Source organism: Euzebya pacifica (genome assembly GCF_003344865.1).
Taxonomy (GTDB): domain Bacteria; phylum Actinomycetota; class Nitriliruptoria; order Euzebyales; family Euzebyaceae; genus Euzebya; species Euzebya pacifica.
In genome coordinates this window covers 1,841,660-1,855,998 of record NZ_CP031165.1, presented here as the reverse complement: position 1 = coordinate 1,855,998, position 14,339 = coordinate 1,841,660, and the positions used below count along the sequence as shown (strand labels likewise).

13 protein-coding genes are annotated in these 14,339 nt (G+C 71.5%); 10 read left to right on the top strand and 3 right to left on the bottom strand.

Annotated features, from left to right (window positions below; genetic code table 11):
* Window positions 1-22 precede the first annotated feature (22 nt).
* The 3 genes from DVS28_RS07720 to DVS28_RS07710 all read left to right on the top strand — a co-directional run bounded on the left by DVS28_RS07720 (window position 23) and on the right by DVS28_RS07710 (window position 4,336).
* On the top strand, window positions 23-976 hold the full coding sequence (locus tag DVS28_RS07720; protein WP_216826465.1) for a D-isomer specific 2-hydroxyacid dehydrogenase family protein: 954 nt from the start codon (window positions 23-25) through the stop codon (window positions 974-976).
* 499 nt (window positions 977-1,475) lie between these two features.
* Window positions 1,476-2,741 (top strand): HNH endonuclease signature motif containing protein, encoded by a 1,266-nt coding sequence (locus DVS28_RS07715; protein ID WP_114590953.1) that lies wholly within the window; start codon window positions 1,476-1,478, stop codon window positions 2,739-2,741.
* A 239-nt stretch (window positions 2,742-2,980) separates the two neighbouring features.
* Window positions 2,981-4,336, top strand: a complete 1,356-nt coding sequence (locus tag DVS28_RS07710; RefSeq protein ID WP_216826464.1) for an META domain-containing protein — start codon at window positions 2,981-2,983, stop codon at window positions 4,334-4,336.
* 31 nt (window positions 4,337-4,367) lie between these two features.
* Here the strand turns inward: DVS28_RS07710 and DVS28_RS07705 are convergent, their stop codons facing one another.
* Window positions 4,368-5,339: an NADPH:quinone oxidoreductase family protein gene (locus DVS28_RS07705; RefSeq protein ID WP_114590951.1), complete on the bottom strand. Its 972-nt coding sequence runs from the start codon at window positions 5,337-5,339 to the stop codon at window positions 4,368-4,370.
* A gap of 197 nt (window positions 5,340-5,536) precedes the next feature.
* Between DVS28_RS07705 and DVS28_RS07700 the strand changes: the two genes are divergently transcribed.
* From DVS28_RS07700 to DVS28_RS07670, 7 genes are all read left to right on the top strand, one after another.
* Window positions 5,537-6,643 (top strand): glycosyltransferase family protein, encoded by a 1,107-nt coding sequence (locus DVS28_RS07700; RefSeq protein ID WP_114590950.1) that lies wholly within the window; start codon window positions 5,537-5,539, stop codon window positions 6,641-6,643.
* A gap of 97 nt (window positions 6,644-6,740) precedes the next feature.
* Window positions 6,741-7,511 (top strand): GAF and ANTAR domain-containing protein, encoded by a 771-nt coding sequence (locus DVS28_RS07695; protein ID WP_164710132.1) that lies wholly within the window; start codon window positions 6,741-6,743, stop codon window positions 7,509-7,511.
* A 71-nt stretch (window positions 7,512-7,582) separates the two neighbouring features.
* Window positions 7,583-8,701 carry a glycosyltransferase family 4 protein gene (locus DVS28_RS07690; RefSeq protein WP_114590948.1) on the top strand — a complete coding sequence of 373 codons (1,119 nt, stop codon included), beginning with the start codon at window positions 7,583-7,585 and terminating at the stop codon, window positions 8,699-8,701.
* Window positions 8,698-9,744, top strand: coding sequence for a glycosyltransferase (locus DVS28_RS07685; protein WP_114590947.1), 1,047 nt, complete (start codon window positions 8,698-8,700; stop codon window positions 9,742-9,744). The genes DVS28_RS07690 and DVS28_RS07685 overlap by 4 nt, the downstream gene beginning before the upstream one ends.
* Window positions 9,741-10,799 carry a glycosyltransferase family protein gene (locus tag DVS28_RS07680; protein WP_114590946.1) on the top strand — a complete coding sequence of 353 codons (1,059 nt, stop codon included), beginning with the start codon at window positions 9,741-9,743 and terminating at the stop codon, window positions 10,797-10,799. Before DVS28_RS07685 ends, DVS28_RS07680 begins: the two co-directional genes overlap by 4 nt.
* Window positions 10,796-11,605, top strand: a complete 810-nt coding sequence (locus DVS28_RS07675) for a glycosyltransferase family 2 protein (RefSeq protein WP_114590945.1) — start codon at window positions 10,796-10,798, stop codon at window positions 11,603-11,605. The genes DVS28_RS07680 and DVS28_RS07675 overlap by 4 nt, the downstream gene beginning before the upstream one ends.
* Window positions 11,606-11,682: 77 nt before the next feature.
* Window positions 11,683-12,516 (top strand): GAF and ANTAR domain-containing protein, encoded by an 834-nt coding sequence (locus DVS28_RS07670; RefSeq protein WP_114590944.1) that lies wholly within the window; start codon window positions 11,683-11,685, stop codon window positions 12,514-12,516.
* Here the strand turns inward: DVS28_RS07670 and DVS28_RS07665 are convergent.
* Both DVS28_RS07665 and DVS28_RS07660 read right to left on the bottom strand, forming a co-directional pair.
* Complete coding sequence (locus DVS28_RS07665) at window positions 12,478-13,176, bottom strand: SGNH/GDSL hydrolase family protein (RefSeq protein WP_114590943.1); 699 nt, start codon at window positions 13,174-13,176, stop codon at window positions 12,478-12,480. The two genes, DVS28_RS07670 and DVS28_RS07665, sit on opposite strands and share 39 nt — an antisense overlap.
* Entirely contained in the window at window positions 13,173-14,336 is a 1,164-nt protein-coding gene (locus DVS28_RS07660) for a cystathionine gamma-synthase (protein WP_114590942.1), read from the bottom strand. Before DVS28_RS07660 ends, DVS28_RS07665 begins: the two co-directional genes overlap by 4 nt.
* Window positions 14,337-14,339 lie beyond the last annotated feature (3 nt).

The window sequence follows — 14,339 nt, the reverse complement described above, 5'->3', positions numbered from 1 at the left end:
GGGCCGGGGCAGGATGGTCGCCATGCCCGATCTGCACCTCGTGCCCGACATGCCGTCCAACCCCGTGCCGGTTGCGGTCCTGCCAGAGGGACTGCGACCGCACCTCCTCGATGCCGTCGTCGCCGGGGGTGGTGAGGTCGTGGCGCCGGAGGAAGCACGCATGCTCGTCTGGACCGACCCCAACGACGCGGCTGGCGTCAGCGACGTGCTCGCGGCCAACCCCGACATCGAGGTCGTGCAGCTGCTGTGGGCCGGGGTGGAGGAGTTCGCCGCCCTCGGGCTGTTCGACGACGGGCGGACGTGGCTGTGCGGCAAGGGGGTCTACGCCGACCCCGTCGCCGAGCACGCGCTGGCGTTGTCGCTGGCGGGTCTGCGCGGCCTGCCCGGACGGGTCACCGCCCGCGGGTGGGGTCCGCAGTGGGGCACCTCGCTGATCGGCCGGCGGGTGACGGTCCTCGGGGGCGGCGGGATCACCGAGTCCTTCCTGCGGCTGCTCGGCCCGTTCGAGTCCGATGTCACCGTCGTGCGCCGGTCCGGGGAGCCGTTGGACGGCGCCGCCCGCGTCGTGACCCCCGACCGGACCCTCGAGGCGCTCGACGGCGCTGACCTGGTGGTGCTGGCGTTGGCGCTGACCGAGGATTCAAGGGGCGTGATCGACGAGGAAGCGCTGGCGGCGATGCCCGACCATTCCTGGCTGGTCAACGTCGCGCGTGGCCAGCACGTCGTCACCGACGACCTGGTCACGGCGTTGCGCGAGGGCACGATCGCTGGGGCAGGCCTGGACGTGACCGATCCCGAGCCGTTGCCCGACGACCATCCCCTGTGGACGCTGGACAACGCGATCATCACGCCGCACACCGCCAACACCGAGGCGATGGCGGTGCCGCTGGTCAGCGCCCGGGTGACCGCCAACGTGCGGCGACTGGGCGAGGACCGCCCCCTGATCGGCCCCGTCGACCCGGCGCTCGGCTACTGACCCAGGCAGCGAGGCACGCGCCGCCCGGGTGTCGCTCGGGTGCCGGCCGGGTGCGGCGGGGGTGCCGGCCACGCGCCGCCCGGGTGCCGGCCGGGTGCCGCGGGGGTGCCGGCCGGGTGCCGCGGGGGTGCCGGCCGGGTGCCGCTCGACACGATTGGCGTTTCTCGACGATTGTGGCGATGGGTGCACTGGTGCTCCCATCGCCACAATCGTCGCCCGATGCCAGGTTCGACGCAGCACACCCGGCCTCCGCCGCCGTCCGCGTCCACGCACCGTGTGCAGGTGTCAACGACCTCCCCGGAGCAGAGGGTCAACAAGGTCCTTGGTTCATACATCTCCCTCAGTGGATGGCACGGTCCAACACCAGCCACGAAGCGGAGATGATCACCACTGATATTTCGTCCGAAATGGCATCTGAGCTGGGGAAACACGCGATCCGAGACCCTCGATGCGGTAGACTCGAACACACGATCGAGACAGCGAGTAGTGGGGTCGGGACATGGGTGGACCAGGGGTGGTGGAGGCAGGTGAGGTGACCGAGCTGGTCACCCACCTCCACACCCTCGCCAGCCGGTTCGACCCCGACGCCATCCCCGATGGTGATGTGGCGGGGTTGGTGGTGGATCTGGGTCGTGCGGGCCGGCTGGTCGACGGCATGTTGACCCGGGCCGCCCGACGCGCTGCCGAGACGTCCGCCCACGAGACCGCTGGCGCGAAGGATGCGGCGACGTTGATCGCTACCGCCACCGGCACCTCCACCGCGGCAGCCAAGAAGATGTTGAAGACCTCCGAGCAGCTCGTGGACCAGCCCGACGTCGAGAAGGCCGTCACCGACGGGACCCTGTCGACACACCAGGCCGTCGTGGTCTCCGAAACCGTGGCCGATGCGCCGGAGAAGGCGGACGAGCTGATCGGGGACGCCACCAGCCAGACGTTGCCGGAGCTGCGGAAGAAGGCCCGCGACATCCGCACCGCAGCCGACCCCGACCGCGAAACAACCCGACGGCGGCACCTGACCCGGCGGGCGTTCCGGTCGTGGACCGAATCCGACGGCGAATGGAAGGCGTTCATCCAGGGCCCCGGTGATCTGGGTGCCCGGATCGAGGCGGCGCTGCGTGGTAAGCATGACGCGGTGTTCCGTGCCGCCCACGCCGCCGGTCAACGCGAGGACGATGCCTGCTACCGGTTCGACGCCCTCCTCAACCTCCTCGAGGGCCACGCCACCACCGGCGGTGAACAGGCCAGCAACGACGATGCCCCCGTCCCCACCCCTGCGACGAAGGGACCACGGACGGGTCGGCAGACCAAGGTCATCATCCGCGTCGACGGCTCCGCACTGGTCCGCGGAGAGGTGGAAGACGGCGAGACCTGCGAGATCGCCGGCATCGGACCGGTCGCCCTGTCCGCAGTGCGCGAGCAGATCCCCGACGCCCACATCACCTACGTCATCACCAACGGACATGATGTGACCGTCGCCCACCTCGGACGACAGGTCACCGCCCACCAACGCACCGCCCTCGAAGCACGCGGCTACCAATGCGAAGTCCCCGGCTGCACCGCCGACCACCTCCTGGAGATCGACCACGTCACCGGCTGGGCCATCACCAAGGACACCCGCCTCTCCGATCTCGCCTGGCTCTGCACCACCCACCACCGACAGAAATCCAGACGTCACTACCGGTTGCTCGGGCCACCCGGACAACGCACCTGGACCACCCAGACCGGCGTCGAGATCAGCCGAGACCCACCGGCGGAAGCTGCATGACTGCCGGGTTCCGGAGGGCGATCCACCGTCGAGTCCGCCCTGCCTGCGCGGACTCGCGCGGGTGCACGACCCCGACTCACCCGTTGTCGCTGCAAGGTGCGACCGAGACACCGCTCGACCGGCCGATCGATCGGCCCTGCCCCGCCACTCGGGCCTCGAACCCGTCGTTGTCGCCGCAAGGTGCGACCGAGGGGGCGCGCAGGTCGGCGTCCGGGTGCTCCTCCAGCCGAACGTTGTTGGTGTCCCTGTCACCGGGAACCGTTGGTGTGGCCGCGGCGTCGGAGACGATGATGCACCTGTCCCGCCTCGTCCTGTTCCTGGTCACCGCGCTGGTGCTCACTGCCTGCGCGGTCCCGCAGGGGGTGCAGCAAACAGCGCTCGAGCCTGCCGGCGTCCCGACGCAGCCGCCTGCTGACTCCTTCTCACAGCTGGCCAGCCTCTCCCCGGACGTGGTGGCGCCGGGGGATGCGTCAACGGAGATCACGATCACCGCCGACGACGCGCCGCTCGGGTCAGGAACGTACTTCCGCATCGAGCGGTGGGACGGCGAGCGGTGGGCGCTGCAACACCACGTGTGGCACGGCGAGGTCCAGCCGGCTGACCTGGAGGGCGTCAACGACGACGGCTACGACATCGAGCCCGGGGAGGCGTTGGTCGAGCAGCTGCCGCTCGACGACCTCGACACCGGCGTGCACCGGGTTGGACTCGAGATGCGGGCCGGCGACGACCCGGACGTCCGTCTCGACGTCTACGCGCGCCTGGACGTCCGCCCCGGAACCCAGGACGACGCACCTGCGCTGACGCAGCTCGACGGATCGGAGTGGCGCAGCGTGGTCGTGGAGGGCCTCGATCTCCCCGCAGGCCAGCAGATCCAGCTCACCTTCAGCCACGGACGGGTCGGTGCACGCGTGGCCTGCAACGACGTCGACGGCCCCTACGACCTCATCGACGGACACCTGGCGGTGGACGCGGATGAGGTCACGAGCACGCTGATCGGCTGCCCACACCCTGAGGGCAGCTGGGACGAATGGGTGACGGGGCTGCTGCTGGGCGCCCCCACCATCGAGCTCGATGACGAGGATCTGAGGTTGAGCGCTGGCAGCGACACGGTCGTCTTCGAGCGGTACGTCGAACCGACGCCGACCCCGACGGATCCTGACGCGCCGCTGTCGACCTGGGTCCCGCCGGCGGACTACCGCTACACCATCTGGGGGTCATGTGGCCCTGACGCCCGGTTCTTCGGCGACCGGGAGGTGATCGTCCAGGGCGGGGTCCCCTCTGATGAGGCGGCGTTCCTCCCCACGCTGCTCGCTGACGCCGAGACGATCCGCGCGGACGGCGCCGACGTCGTCACGGTCGAGCACGACCCGGACGCCGGTCACCCGACGGCCATCCTCTGGGATGTCGACCCGACCATCTCAACCGACTCCGAGGTCTGCTACGGCGTGACGGACTTCGAAGACCTCACCGCCCCACCCCCAGCGGAACCAACGGACGGCGTCACGATCGAGCTCGACCGACCACTGGGCGACCCTGCCCTGGTCGACACCTCCACGGGCGAGGCGGTCCGGGTGGCGGTGCAGTTCGACAGTTAGGACTTCGCGTGCCGCCGACGCCGGCGGTTGGCTACGGCACGGTCAGCACGACCTTGCCGGTCGCCTCTCGCTCGTCGATCAGGCGCAGCGCCTCGGCGACCTCGTCCAGCGGTAGGGCGGCGCCGATGGGCGGGGCCAGCGAACCGTCGCGGATCAGCGGGCCAAGCGCGGCAGCGGTGTCGGGGACGAGGGTCTGGTCGTGGAACAGGAACCCACCCCAGGCACAGCCGACGACGGCGGTGTTGGACAGCAGCAGGCGGTTGACCCGGACCTCGGGGATCGACCCGCCGGCGAACCCCACGACCAGGACACGTCCCTCCGGCGCCAGGGCCCGGATCGAGTCGGTGAAGCGGTCCCCACCGACCGGGTCCATGACGATGTCCACGCCACGACCGTCGGTGGCCTCGCGGGCCTCGTCCTTCCACGGCCGGTCGCTGCGCAGGACCACGTCGGCTCCTGCGTCGCGGGCGACCGCGGCCTTGTCGTCGCTGCTGACCACGGCCAGCACTCGCGCCCCGAGGCCCTTGGCAACCTGGATCGAGGCGGTGCCGACGCCACCGGCTGCGCCGTGCACCAGGACCGATTCACCGGCCTCGAGGCGCCCGCGACGGACCAACGAGAAGTGGGCCGTGTGGTAGTTCATCGGGAAGGCCGCGCCCTGCTCGAACGACAGCGACTCGGGCAGCGCGAACGTCGTCGCGTCCGGCACCGCCAACAGCTCGGCCATTCCCCCGAGCATCCCGAAGGCCATCACCCGGTCACCGGGCTGGTGGGCAGACCCCTCCGGCGACTCGCGGACGATCCCTGCCGCCTCCACCCCCGGGACGAACGGCATGGGCGGCTGGATCTGGTACTGCCCGCGGGTCTGGAGGAGGTCGGGGAAGGACACGCCCGCGGCCCTGACCTCCACGAGGACCTGATCGTCCCCCCGCACGGGGTCGGGCACGTCGGCGACGGTGACGGCGGACGGGCCGTCGAGGCTGGTGATCTGTACTGCGCGCATGTGTGCAGTCTCACCAGACCACGGGCGCCGACGCGAACTCCACAGCGACACCACTTCAACCGGTTACAGCCCCGCAACATCGACTGCAACCTGCATGGCCGTCCGAAGGACTCGAACTGTCGCCCCTGATACGACTAGCAGTCGCTCGCCCTCTCCCCGCGTGCACGACCCGTGAAGCAACACCACGAGGAGTACACGTGACCACAGCACGGCCACAGGGGCCATGGCAGGCGGGGTTCGAGCCGATCGACCTGCCGCGCGTCCTGCACTACCCGGATGCCACCCGCTACGCCGCCAGGATGGAAGGGCACCTGACACGGGCCCCGGCGTCGATGGGCGACGACGTCGCCGGCCAGCACGACGATCACGCCGACCCACCCGCGGATCCGTACGACCCGATGTGGCTGCGGGAGCACAGCCAGGACTGGGACATCGTGCACGTGCACGTCGGCCTGCCGCCGGGCACGGACCCTCGGCTGCCCATCGCGCTCGACACCCACCGACGCCAGGGCACCCCGGTGCTGGTCACCGTCCACGACCTGCCCGGATCGGGAACCATCGCCGGCGACGCGCTCGACATGCCGTCGGTGCAGCGGGTGCTGGCCGATGCCTGGCTGGTGACCACGTTCACCACGGGTGCGGCCCGCACGATCCTGGAACGAACCGGCATCCGACCGAGGGTCATCCCCCACGGCCCGATGCTGTCGGGTGCCGACCTGCTCCGCGCCCGGCGATACCGGACGGCCTGCGGTGGTGAATGGGGACCGATCCTCGTCGAGCTCGAGCCGCACCACCCGGCCAACGACGTGGACGGCGCGCTCGACGCCTGCGCGCTCCTCGCCGGGTCCATGCCCGTTCGCCTGCTCGTCCACGCCGTGCACGAGCACGCCGTCGCCGGACACCCGGGTATCCAGGCGGCGGACCTGGTCGTGCACCACGGAATGGCCTTCGACCAGGTGGTGGATCACATCGCGGCGGCCCGCGCCCTGGTCCTTCCTCGCACTGCGGGACTGCACAGCCAGCGGCTCGAGCTCGCGGCCGACATCGGCACCCCGGTGATCAGCGGTCGCGTCGGCCACCTCGCCGAGCAGCACCCCGTGGTCGGCGTGCCTGTCCACGACGGCCGGATCGACGTCGCTGCCCTGGCCGAGGCGATGCTCACCCCAGCGGAGCACTCGGTCACCAGCCGCGTGGAGGATCGCGAACGTGCATGGGCCGAGGTCTGCATGGCCCACGAGCGCCTGTACTCCACCGCACGATCGCACGGGGCCCATGTCCCCGACCACTCCGCCTCGACCCCCTGATACCGGTACGGCGCCTGATACAGGTTCGACGACCACCCCGCCGGGGAACATCCCACGTCGAACCCCCATCGTCCACCTCCCAGGGGAGGGAACCATCGTGCCGCCCACCGAGGGTCAGATACGCGATCGCAAGCTCATGCAGGTCCTGCTGGGCTTCGCCCACACCATGGCGTCGGACTACTCCGCCCAGGACGCCCTGGACGACCTGCTGCGGCAGGCGCCGTCGCTGCTGGGTGTCGACGGACTCGGGGTGATGTTGCTCGATGACAACGACGACCTCAGGTTCGTCTCGGCGTCCGACGACCGGGTGCGCCTGATCGAGCAGCTGCAGCTGGACTACGACGAGGGACCCTGCCTGCTGGCCTACATCACGGGCACGCCGATCTACGCCGATGACCTGTGCCAGGACACGCGTTTCCCGACCTTCGGACCGGTCGCCGTGGAGTCGGGCCTGGTCGCGGTCCACAGCTTCCCGATGCGGGTCGGCGACACCCGGCTGGGGGCCCTGAACCTGTACCGCACCACGCCCGGCCCCCTGGACGAGTCCTCCAAGCAGCTCGGCGGGTTGTTCGCCGACATGGCCAGCTCCTACCTGGTCAGCGCCCGGCAGGTCGACGACGTGTCGCGGCAGGTCATCGGGATCCGGCAGGCGCTGGAGCGCAACGGGGTCATCGAGCAGGCCAAGGGCGTGCTCATGCACGGGCACGGGCTGACCGCCGACGCGGCGTTCGACCTGCTGCGCCATTTCGCCCGCAGCAACCGTCGCAAGGTCCTCGAGGTCGCCGAATCGTTCATGGACGGCCAGCTGACCGCGGCCGACCTCGGCCTCGACAGCCACCAGGTGATTGAGATCGATCACCACGGGTAAGAACCCGACCACCCCGCCCGCCTGACCCCCGCGTGCCGTCCCCTCCCTCTCAATCGAGGAGCGCCACGTACATGGTCAGCGCCGCCCCTGTTCACCAGCCCCGTGCCGCGGGTTCGCCCGCCGACGCGGCCCGGCCGCTGCGGATCGCCATCATCGCGGCGCTCCGGCACGGCCTGCGGGAGCCACACGCCGGTGGCCTGGAGCGACAGACGGCCGACCTGGCGCACGGGCTGCGGGCAGCCGGAAACGGCGTGACGGTCTTCGCCAGCGCCGACGCCGACCCCGACCTGGGCGTGGAGCCCATCGTGCCCCGCGAGACCCTCCTGGACCTCTCCCCCGCCGCCCGGGAGGACGTGTCGATGCTGGCCGAGGGCTTCATGGTCGAACACGACGCGTACCTGGACCTGATGCTCCGCCTGCGCGACGCCGACTTCGACGTGGTGCACGACAACTCCCTGCACTACATCCCGCCCGCCACGGCTGACCTGTTGCCCATGCCGGTGGTCAAGGTGCTGCACACGCCACCGACGCCATGGATCGAAGCGGCCCTGCGACGTCGGCCCGAGAACCTCCACGTCGTCAGCGTCAGCCACGACAACGCCAGGCGCTGGCCGATCACCCCTCGGGCGGTCATCCACAACGCCATCGACCTCGACCGGTTCGAGCCGACCGGCGCTCCGGTCCCGCGCTCGGCGGTCTGGGTCGGCCGGGTCTGCCCCGAGAAGGGGCCCCACCATGCGGTTCGAGCGGCACGTCGGGCGGGGTTCTCCCTCGACGTGATCGGTCCGGCCAGCGACCCCACCTACGCCGAGGAGGTCCTGCGCCCCGAGCTCGACGACCACCGGCGGTGGGTCGGCCACCTCGACTCCGCCGACGTGGCCGCACGAATCGCCCGGGCGTCCGTTGCGCTGGTGACGCCGTGCTGGCCCGAACCCTTCGGCTTGGTGGTCATGGAGGCCCTGGCGTGCGGGACGCCCGTCGCCGGATACCGGCACGGCGCCCTGCCCGAGCTCGTCAACGACGACGTCGCCGTCCTCGTCGATCCCGATGACGAGGACGGCCTTGCCGAGGCCGTGCTGCAGGCCTCGACGCTGGACCGTGGCCGCTGTCGCGCCCATGCCGTCGCCCACGGCAGCGTCGAACGGATGACCGGGGACTACCTGGCCCTGTACCGGGAGCTGGTCTCGTGATCGGTTGGTACGTCCACCACCACGGGTCCGGTCACGAGGTGCGTGCCCGCAACGTGGTACCGCTGCTGGCGGACGAGGTCGTGTGCTTCTCCTCGCGCCCGCTCGACATCCCGACGGCCTCGGTACGCCGGCTGCCCCTGGACGTCGAACCGCCGGCCACCGCGTGGCACGCCGCCCAGCCGACCCCGACGGCGTTGCACTACGCGCCGCTGGGGGTGGCGGGCCTGCGCCGACGCATGGGCGCGATGGCGGCGTGGATGGCCGAGTCCGAGCCCGCCGCGATGGTGGTCGACGTGTCGGTGGAGGTGACCCTCCTCGCCCGCCTCCTGAGCGTTCCCTCGATCGTGGTCCGCCAGCACGGCCGTCGCACCGACCCACCCCACCGGACGGCCGTCGACGCAGCCAGCCTGCTGCTCGCCCCGTACCCGGAGTGGCTGGAGGAGCCCTGGGTCCCCGACGCCATGCGGGATCGCACGGTCTACACCGGCGGGTTCTCTCGTTTCGACCACCGCGACGCCGACCGTGACGATGCCCGCTCGGCCCTGGGGCTGGACGCGGACGTACAGATGGTCGTGGTCCTCCCCGGCCAGGGCGGTCGGGTCGGCTGGCCGGTGCACGAGGCAGCCGCGGCCACGGGCTCGTGGCAGTGGGTCGTCCTGGGCGACGTGCCGGCGGGACCGCATGTGACCACGCCAGGCTGGGTCGAGGACCCGTGGCCCTGGTTGGCCGCCGCCGACGTCATCGTCAGCCACGGCGGCCACAACGCGGTCATGGAGTCCGTCGGCTCCGGCCGGCCGGTCATCGTCGTCCCGCAGGACCGACCCTTCGACGAACAGCGGCACAAGGCACACCTGCTCGCCGCCCACGAGGTCTGTCTCGTACGGGAGAGGTGGCCCCGGGCCGCAGCATGGCCGGCGCTGCTGGACCACGCATTCGACCACGGCGCCCCACGAGCCGCCGACCTCGTCGACGGCAAGGGCGTCCATCGCGCCGCCGACGCCATCCAGTCGTTCATCAGGACCAGCCGAGGAGCAACGCCATGAACCGTCGACCCCGGGTCCTCTCCCACCCACCGCGACACCCCTACGTCGACCGGTTCGACGACACCGTCTCGCGGGTCGTCCACCGCGACGAACCGATGCCCCGCCTCGACGCCTACCACGACCCCGACTGGGTCCGGCGGCACAGCGGGGACTGGGATCTCGTGCACCTCCACTTCGGCCACGAGCACCACCCCGTCGAACGGATGGTGGACGTCCTCGACGCCCACCGGTCGGCGGGCACCCCGATCGTGGTCACCGTGCACGACCTGGCGAACCCGCACCTGCGCCCGCAGGACGACCCAAGCCTGGAGCTGCTCGGCCCGATGGTCGAGCGTGCCCGCGTTGTGACGACGTTGACGGTCGGCTGCGCCAACGCCGTCGCGGCGCACACCGGCGTGCACCCCAGGATCATCCCCCACGGGCCGATCCTGCCGGCGGACCGGATGTGGCGCGCACGGCGGCTGCGGTCCGCCAGCGCAGGCCCGTGGGGTCCCCTGCTGCTGCACGCCAAGCCTCGCCGACCCAGTCACGACGTCAGGGGCGTGCTGGACGCCGTCGCCCTCCTCGACGGAGGTGTCCCCATGCGTGTGCTCGTGGACCGCGACGACGTCGACCTGCTGCGTGGCCACCGAGCCCTCGAGCTGGTCGACCTGGTCGTCCACGACGGACTGGAGCATCGGGAGCTCGTCAGGCAGATCGCCCTGTCGCGGGGGCTGGTGCTGCCGTATCGGTGGGGCACCCACAGCGGCATGCTCGAGCTGGCTGCCGACGTCGGGACCGCCGTGATCGGCACCGACGCCGGGTTCGTCGCCGAGCAGCACCCCATGGCCGTCGCCCCGCTTCGTCGGGACCACGTCGACCCCATCGAGATGGCCGACCAGATGATCAGCCTGCGGGATGCCGATCTGGTCAGCCGGGCGGAGGACCGCGAACGGCTCGGCTACCAGGTGCTGGCCGCCCACGAACGGGTGTACCGGGCCGCGCTCGGCACCGTCCAGACGGCGCCGAGGGCTGTTGACCGCCTGGCGACCGCGTCACCCGGCGGTGGGGTGTGACCGTCGCGGTGTGCACGATCGTCCGGGGACGCCAGACCCACCTGCGACGGCTGCTGGAGGGGCTCCGCCGACAGACGTCGCCCCCCGATCACGTCGTGGTCGCGTGGATGGGCGGTCCGGACCCCCGCCCGGCCGTCCCCACGGGCATGCCCGTCGACGTCGTCGACGCGGCGGACCCCCGCACCCCGCTGCCGCTGGCGGCCGCCCGCAACGCGGCCCGCCGTGGCGCCGCCGACGCCGACGTCCTGGTCTTCCTCGACGTCGACGTCATCCCGTCCTCCACGCTCGTCGCGGACTACGCCCGACGGTGCCGCACCACCGGCGGGTTGTGGTCGGGCCAGGTCGACTACCTGCCCGAGGGGGTGCCTGCCGACGACGCCTGGACCGAGGCCCAGCTCGACGTGGCAGCCGCCCCCCACCCGGCCCGGACGCCACCGCCGGCCGACACCCGTCTGGGGGACCCCGACCTGTTCTGGTCGTTGTCGTTCGCCATGCGGGCCGTCGACTACGACTGCCTCGGCGGCTTCGACGAGACGTTCGTGGGGTACGGCGGAGAGGACACCGACTTCGGACGACGGGCTGACGCCGCCGGCTTGACCCTGTGGCGCACCCCCGCCGCGCGGGGGTGGCACCAGCACCACGAATCGACGTCGCCACCCGTCCAGCACGTCCACGACATCGTCGGCAACGCCCACACCTTCCACCGGCGGTGGGGCGAGTGGCCGATGCGCGGGTGGCTCGAGGCCTTCCACGACCAGGAACGCGTTTTGTTTCGTCCCGAGGATGGCATTCTCGAGGCGCGCTGAACCGGGCGAGGGCCCGGCGGCGCAAGCAGCGAGACCAACGGAGACATGGCTCCGGAACGCGAAAGGACGCACCGACCATGGGCAGAACCGCCGACGCCGACCGTCGCCTCTTCCAGCTCCTCCTCGACTTCGCCACCACCCTTGCGAGCCAGACCGACGCCCGGACCAACGCCGCAGGGCGGGACGGTCCCGACGACCACGAGGTGGTCGATCACGACAACGGCCGTCGCAGCGCCCTCGCCACGCTGATCACCCGGTCCACGGCGGTCCTCGACATCGAGGGCATCGGGGTCATGCTGCTCGACGGCCGCGACCATCTGGCCGTCGGGGCGGCATCCGACGCCGCGATCGACCGGATCGAGCACGCCCAGCTCGGCTTCGACCAGGGACCCTGCGTCGACGCGTTCCGCACCGACGCAACGGTCACCGTGGACGACCTGGCCGACGACGAACGCTATCCACAGCTGGCGTCGCTGGCGGAAGGACAGGGGGTCAGGGGCGTGCTGAGCATCCCCATGCGCGCCGACGGCGAGGTCCTGGGGGCGATGAACCTCTATCGCGCCGCCACCGGACCGTTCGACGACGACATGGTCCAGGTCGGACGGTTGTTCGCCGACACGACGAGCACCCACCTGCGGTCGGCCGCTCGGACGGCGGCAGCGACCGAGCAGCTGCTGGGCATCCGGCGCGCGATGCGCACCCACGGGCCCATCGAGCAGGCGAAGGGCGCGATCATGCACGCCGTCGGGTTGAGCGACCGGCAGGCCTTCGACCTGCTGCGCCAGCACGCCCGACGAAGCCGCCAGCCGCTGCTGGAGGTCGTCCGGGCCTTCCTCGTGGGCGAGCTGACGACCGGGGACCTGGGCTGGACGTCAGCGGGTGCCCACGACGGGCAGGTCGCCGCCGAGTGATCGACGGTCGGGGCGGATCGTCCCCAGGATGGCGTCGACCCAGTGGCCGTAGCCGAGGGCGTTGGGATGGAACATGTCCTCGGCGTACTTGCCCCGCCACGGCGGTCCCGTCGTGGCCCACAGGTCTGCGACCTCCAGGCCACGCTGCGGTCCGAGGGTCCTGACCAGGTCGTTGGCGATCCCGGCACGCCGACGGCCGAGGCCCTGCGGCAGGGTCGTCACGATCGTCCGTTGGTCACCGTGCCAGGTCCCGGGTGCCGGCAGGGCACGGAGCAACCGGGTGAACCGGTCGTGCACCTGCCGACGGGTCGACCGGTACATGTCGTTGCCGCCGACGGCGCACACCACGAGGTCGACGGGCTGGCCGACCCGCCAGAGCCGCGGCAGCTGCTCGTCCATCACCGTGTGGGCCCGGGCGCCGCTGACCGACAGGTTGAGGACCCGCCAGCGGTGCCCGTCGATCCCCTCGAGTCGCCGCTGCAGCTGCCCGACCCACCCCTCGAAGGGGGTGGGTGCGCCGATGCCCTGCGCGGCGGAGTCGCCCAGCACGCCGAGCAGCGGCCCCTCCCCGTCCAGCGCACGGCGGTTCGCCGCCTCCCACTCGCGGCGGTAGGGGTCGACCTGGGCGCTGGTCAGCCGCATCCCCTCCCACGGGGTCACGTGGTGCCGAGCGCCTGCTGCAGGTCGGCCGTCAGGTCCGCGGCGTCCTCGATCCCGACGCTGAGCCGGATCAGGTCCGCAGGCACCTCCAGCGGCGAGCCCGCCACCGACATGTGGGTCATCGCACCGGGATGCTCGACCAACGACTCGACGGCCCCCAGGGACTCCCCGAGGGTGAACACCTCGAAGGACGCGCAGATGCGGCGGGCCAGGCCCTCGTCGCCGACGCGGAAGCTGATCATGGCGCCGTAGTCGCGCATCTGCTTGGTCGCGACCTCGTGGCCGGGGTGGCTGGCCAGCCCCGGGTAGAGCACTTCGGTGACGACGTCGCTGGACCGCAGCACCTCCACGCACTGCTGGGCGTTGTCGCAGGCGCGGTCCATGCGCAGGCCGAGGGTCTTGATGCCGCGCAGGACGAGGAAGACGTCCCACGGGCCGGGTACCGCACCCATGGAGTTCTGGTTGAACGCGACCTGCTCGGCCAGCTCCTCGTCGCGGGTGACGAAGCCCCCCGACACCACGTCGGAGTGCCCGCCGAGGTACTTGGTCGCAGAGTGCACGACCGCGTCGGCACCGAGCTCCAGCGGCTGCTGCAGGTAGGGCGTGGCGAAGGTGTTGTCGACCACGACCCTGGCGCCCCGCTCGTGGGCGAACGCCGAGAGCGCCTCGATGTCGAAGACGTTGAGCAGCGGGTTGGTGGGGGTCTCGACCCAGATCATCCGGGTCTCGGGCCGCCAGGCCGCGGCGACCGCGTCGAGGTCGGACAGGTCGACGGGCGTGAAGGCCATGCCCCACGGCTCGTGGACCCGCTTGAACTGCCGGTAGGTCCCGCCGTAGACATCGGGGGCGATGATGACGTGGTCGCCCGGGCGCAGCGTCCGCAGGACCGCGTCCTGGGCAGCCGACCCGCTGGCGAACGCCGAGCCGTAGCGGCCGACCTCCAGGGACGCCAAGGACTCCTCCAGCGCGTCACGGGTCGGGTTGCCGGACCGGGCGTAGTCCCAGCCCAGGTGTTCCCCGACGGCCGGCTGGGCGAAGGTGGAGGTCTGGAAGACGGGGACGGCCACCGCACCGGTGCGAGGTTCGGGGTCCTGTCCGGCGTGGATGGCGCGGGTGGCGAAGCCGGCGTCCTGCCAGCGTTCCAGCGAGCTGTCACTCATGTG

What these genes read in the sequence shown, in the direction of transcription:
- DVS28_RS07720 (WP_216826465.1), top strand. Translation starts at nt 23, where the DNA reads ATGCCCGATCTGCACCTCGTGCCCGACATGCCGTCCAACCCCGTGCCG.
- DVS28_RS07715 (WP_114590953.1), top strand. Translation starts at nt 1,476, where the DNA reads ATGGGTGGACCAGGGGTGGTGGAGGCAGGTGAGGTGACCGAGCTGGTC.
- DVS28_RS07705 (WP_114590951.1), bottom strand. Translation starts at nt 5,339, where the DNA reads ATGCGCGCAGTACAGATCACCAGCCTCGACGGCCCGTCCGCCGTCACC.
- DVS28_RS07690 (WP_114590948.1), top strand. Translation starts at nt 7,583, where the DNA reads ATGGTCAGCGCCGCCCCTGTTCACCAGCCCCGTGCCGCGGGTTCGCCC.
- DVS28_RS07680 (WP_114590946.1), top strand. Translation starts at nt 9,741, where the DNA reads ATGAACCGTCGACCCCGGGTCCTCTCCCACCCACCGCGACACCCCTAC.
- DVS28_RS07670 (WP_114590944.1), top strand. Translation starts at nt 11,683, where the DNA reads ATGGGCAGAACCGCCGACGCCGACCGTCGCCTCTTCCAGCTCCTCCTC.
- DVS28_RS07660 (WP_114590942.1), bottom strand. Translation starts at nt 14,336, where the DNA reads ATGAGTGACAGCTCGCTGGAACGCTGGCAGGACGCCGGCTTCGCCACC.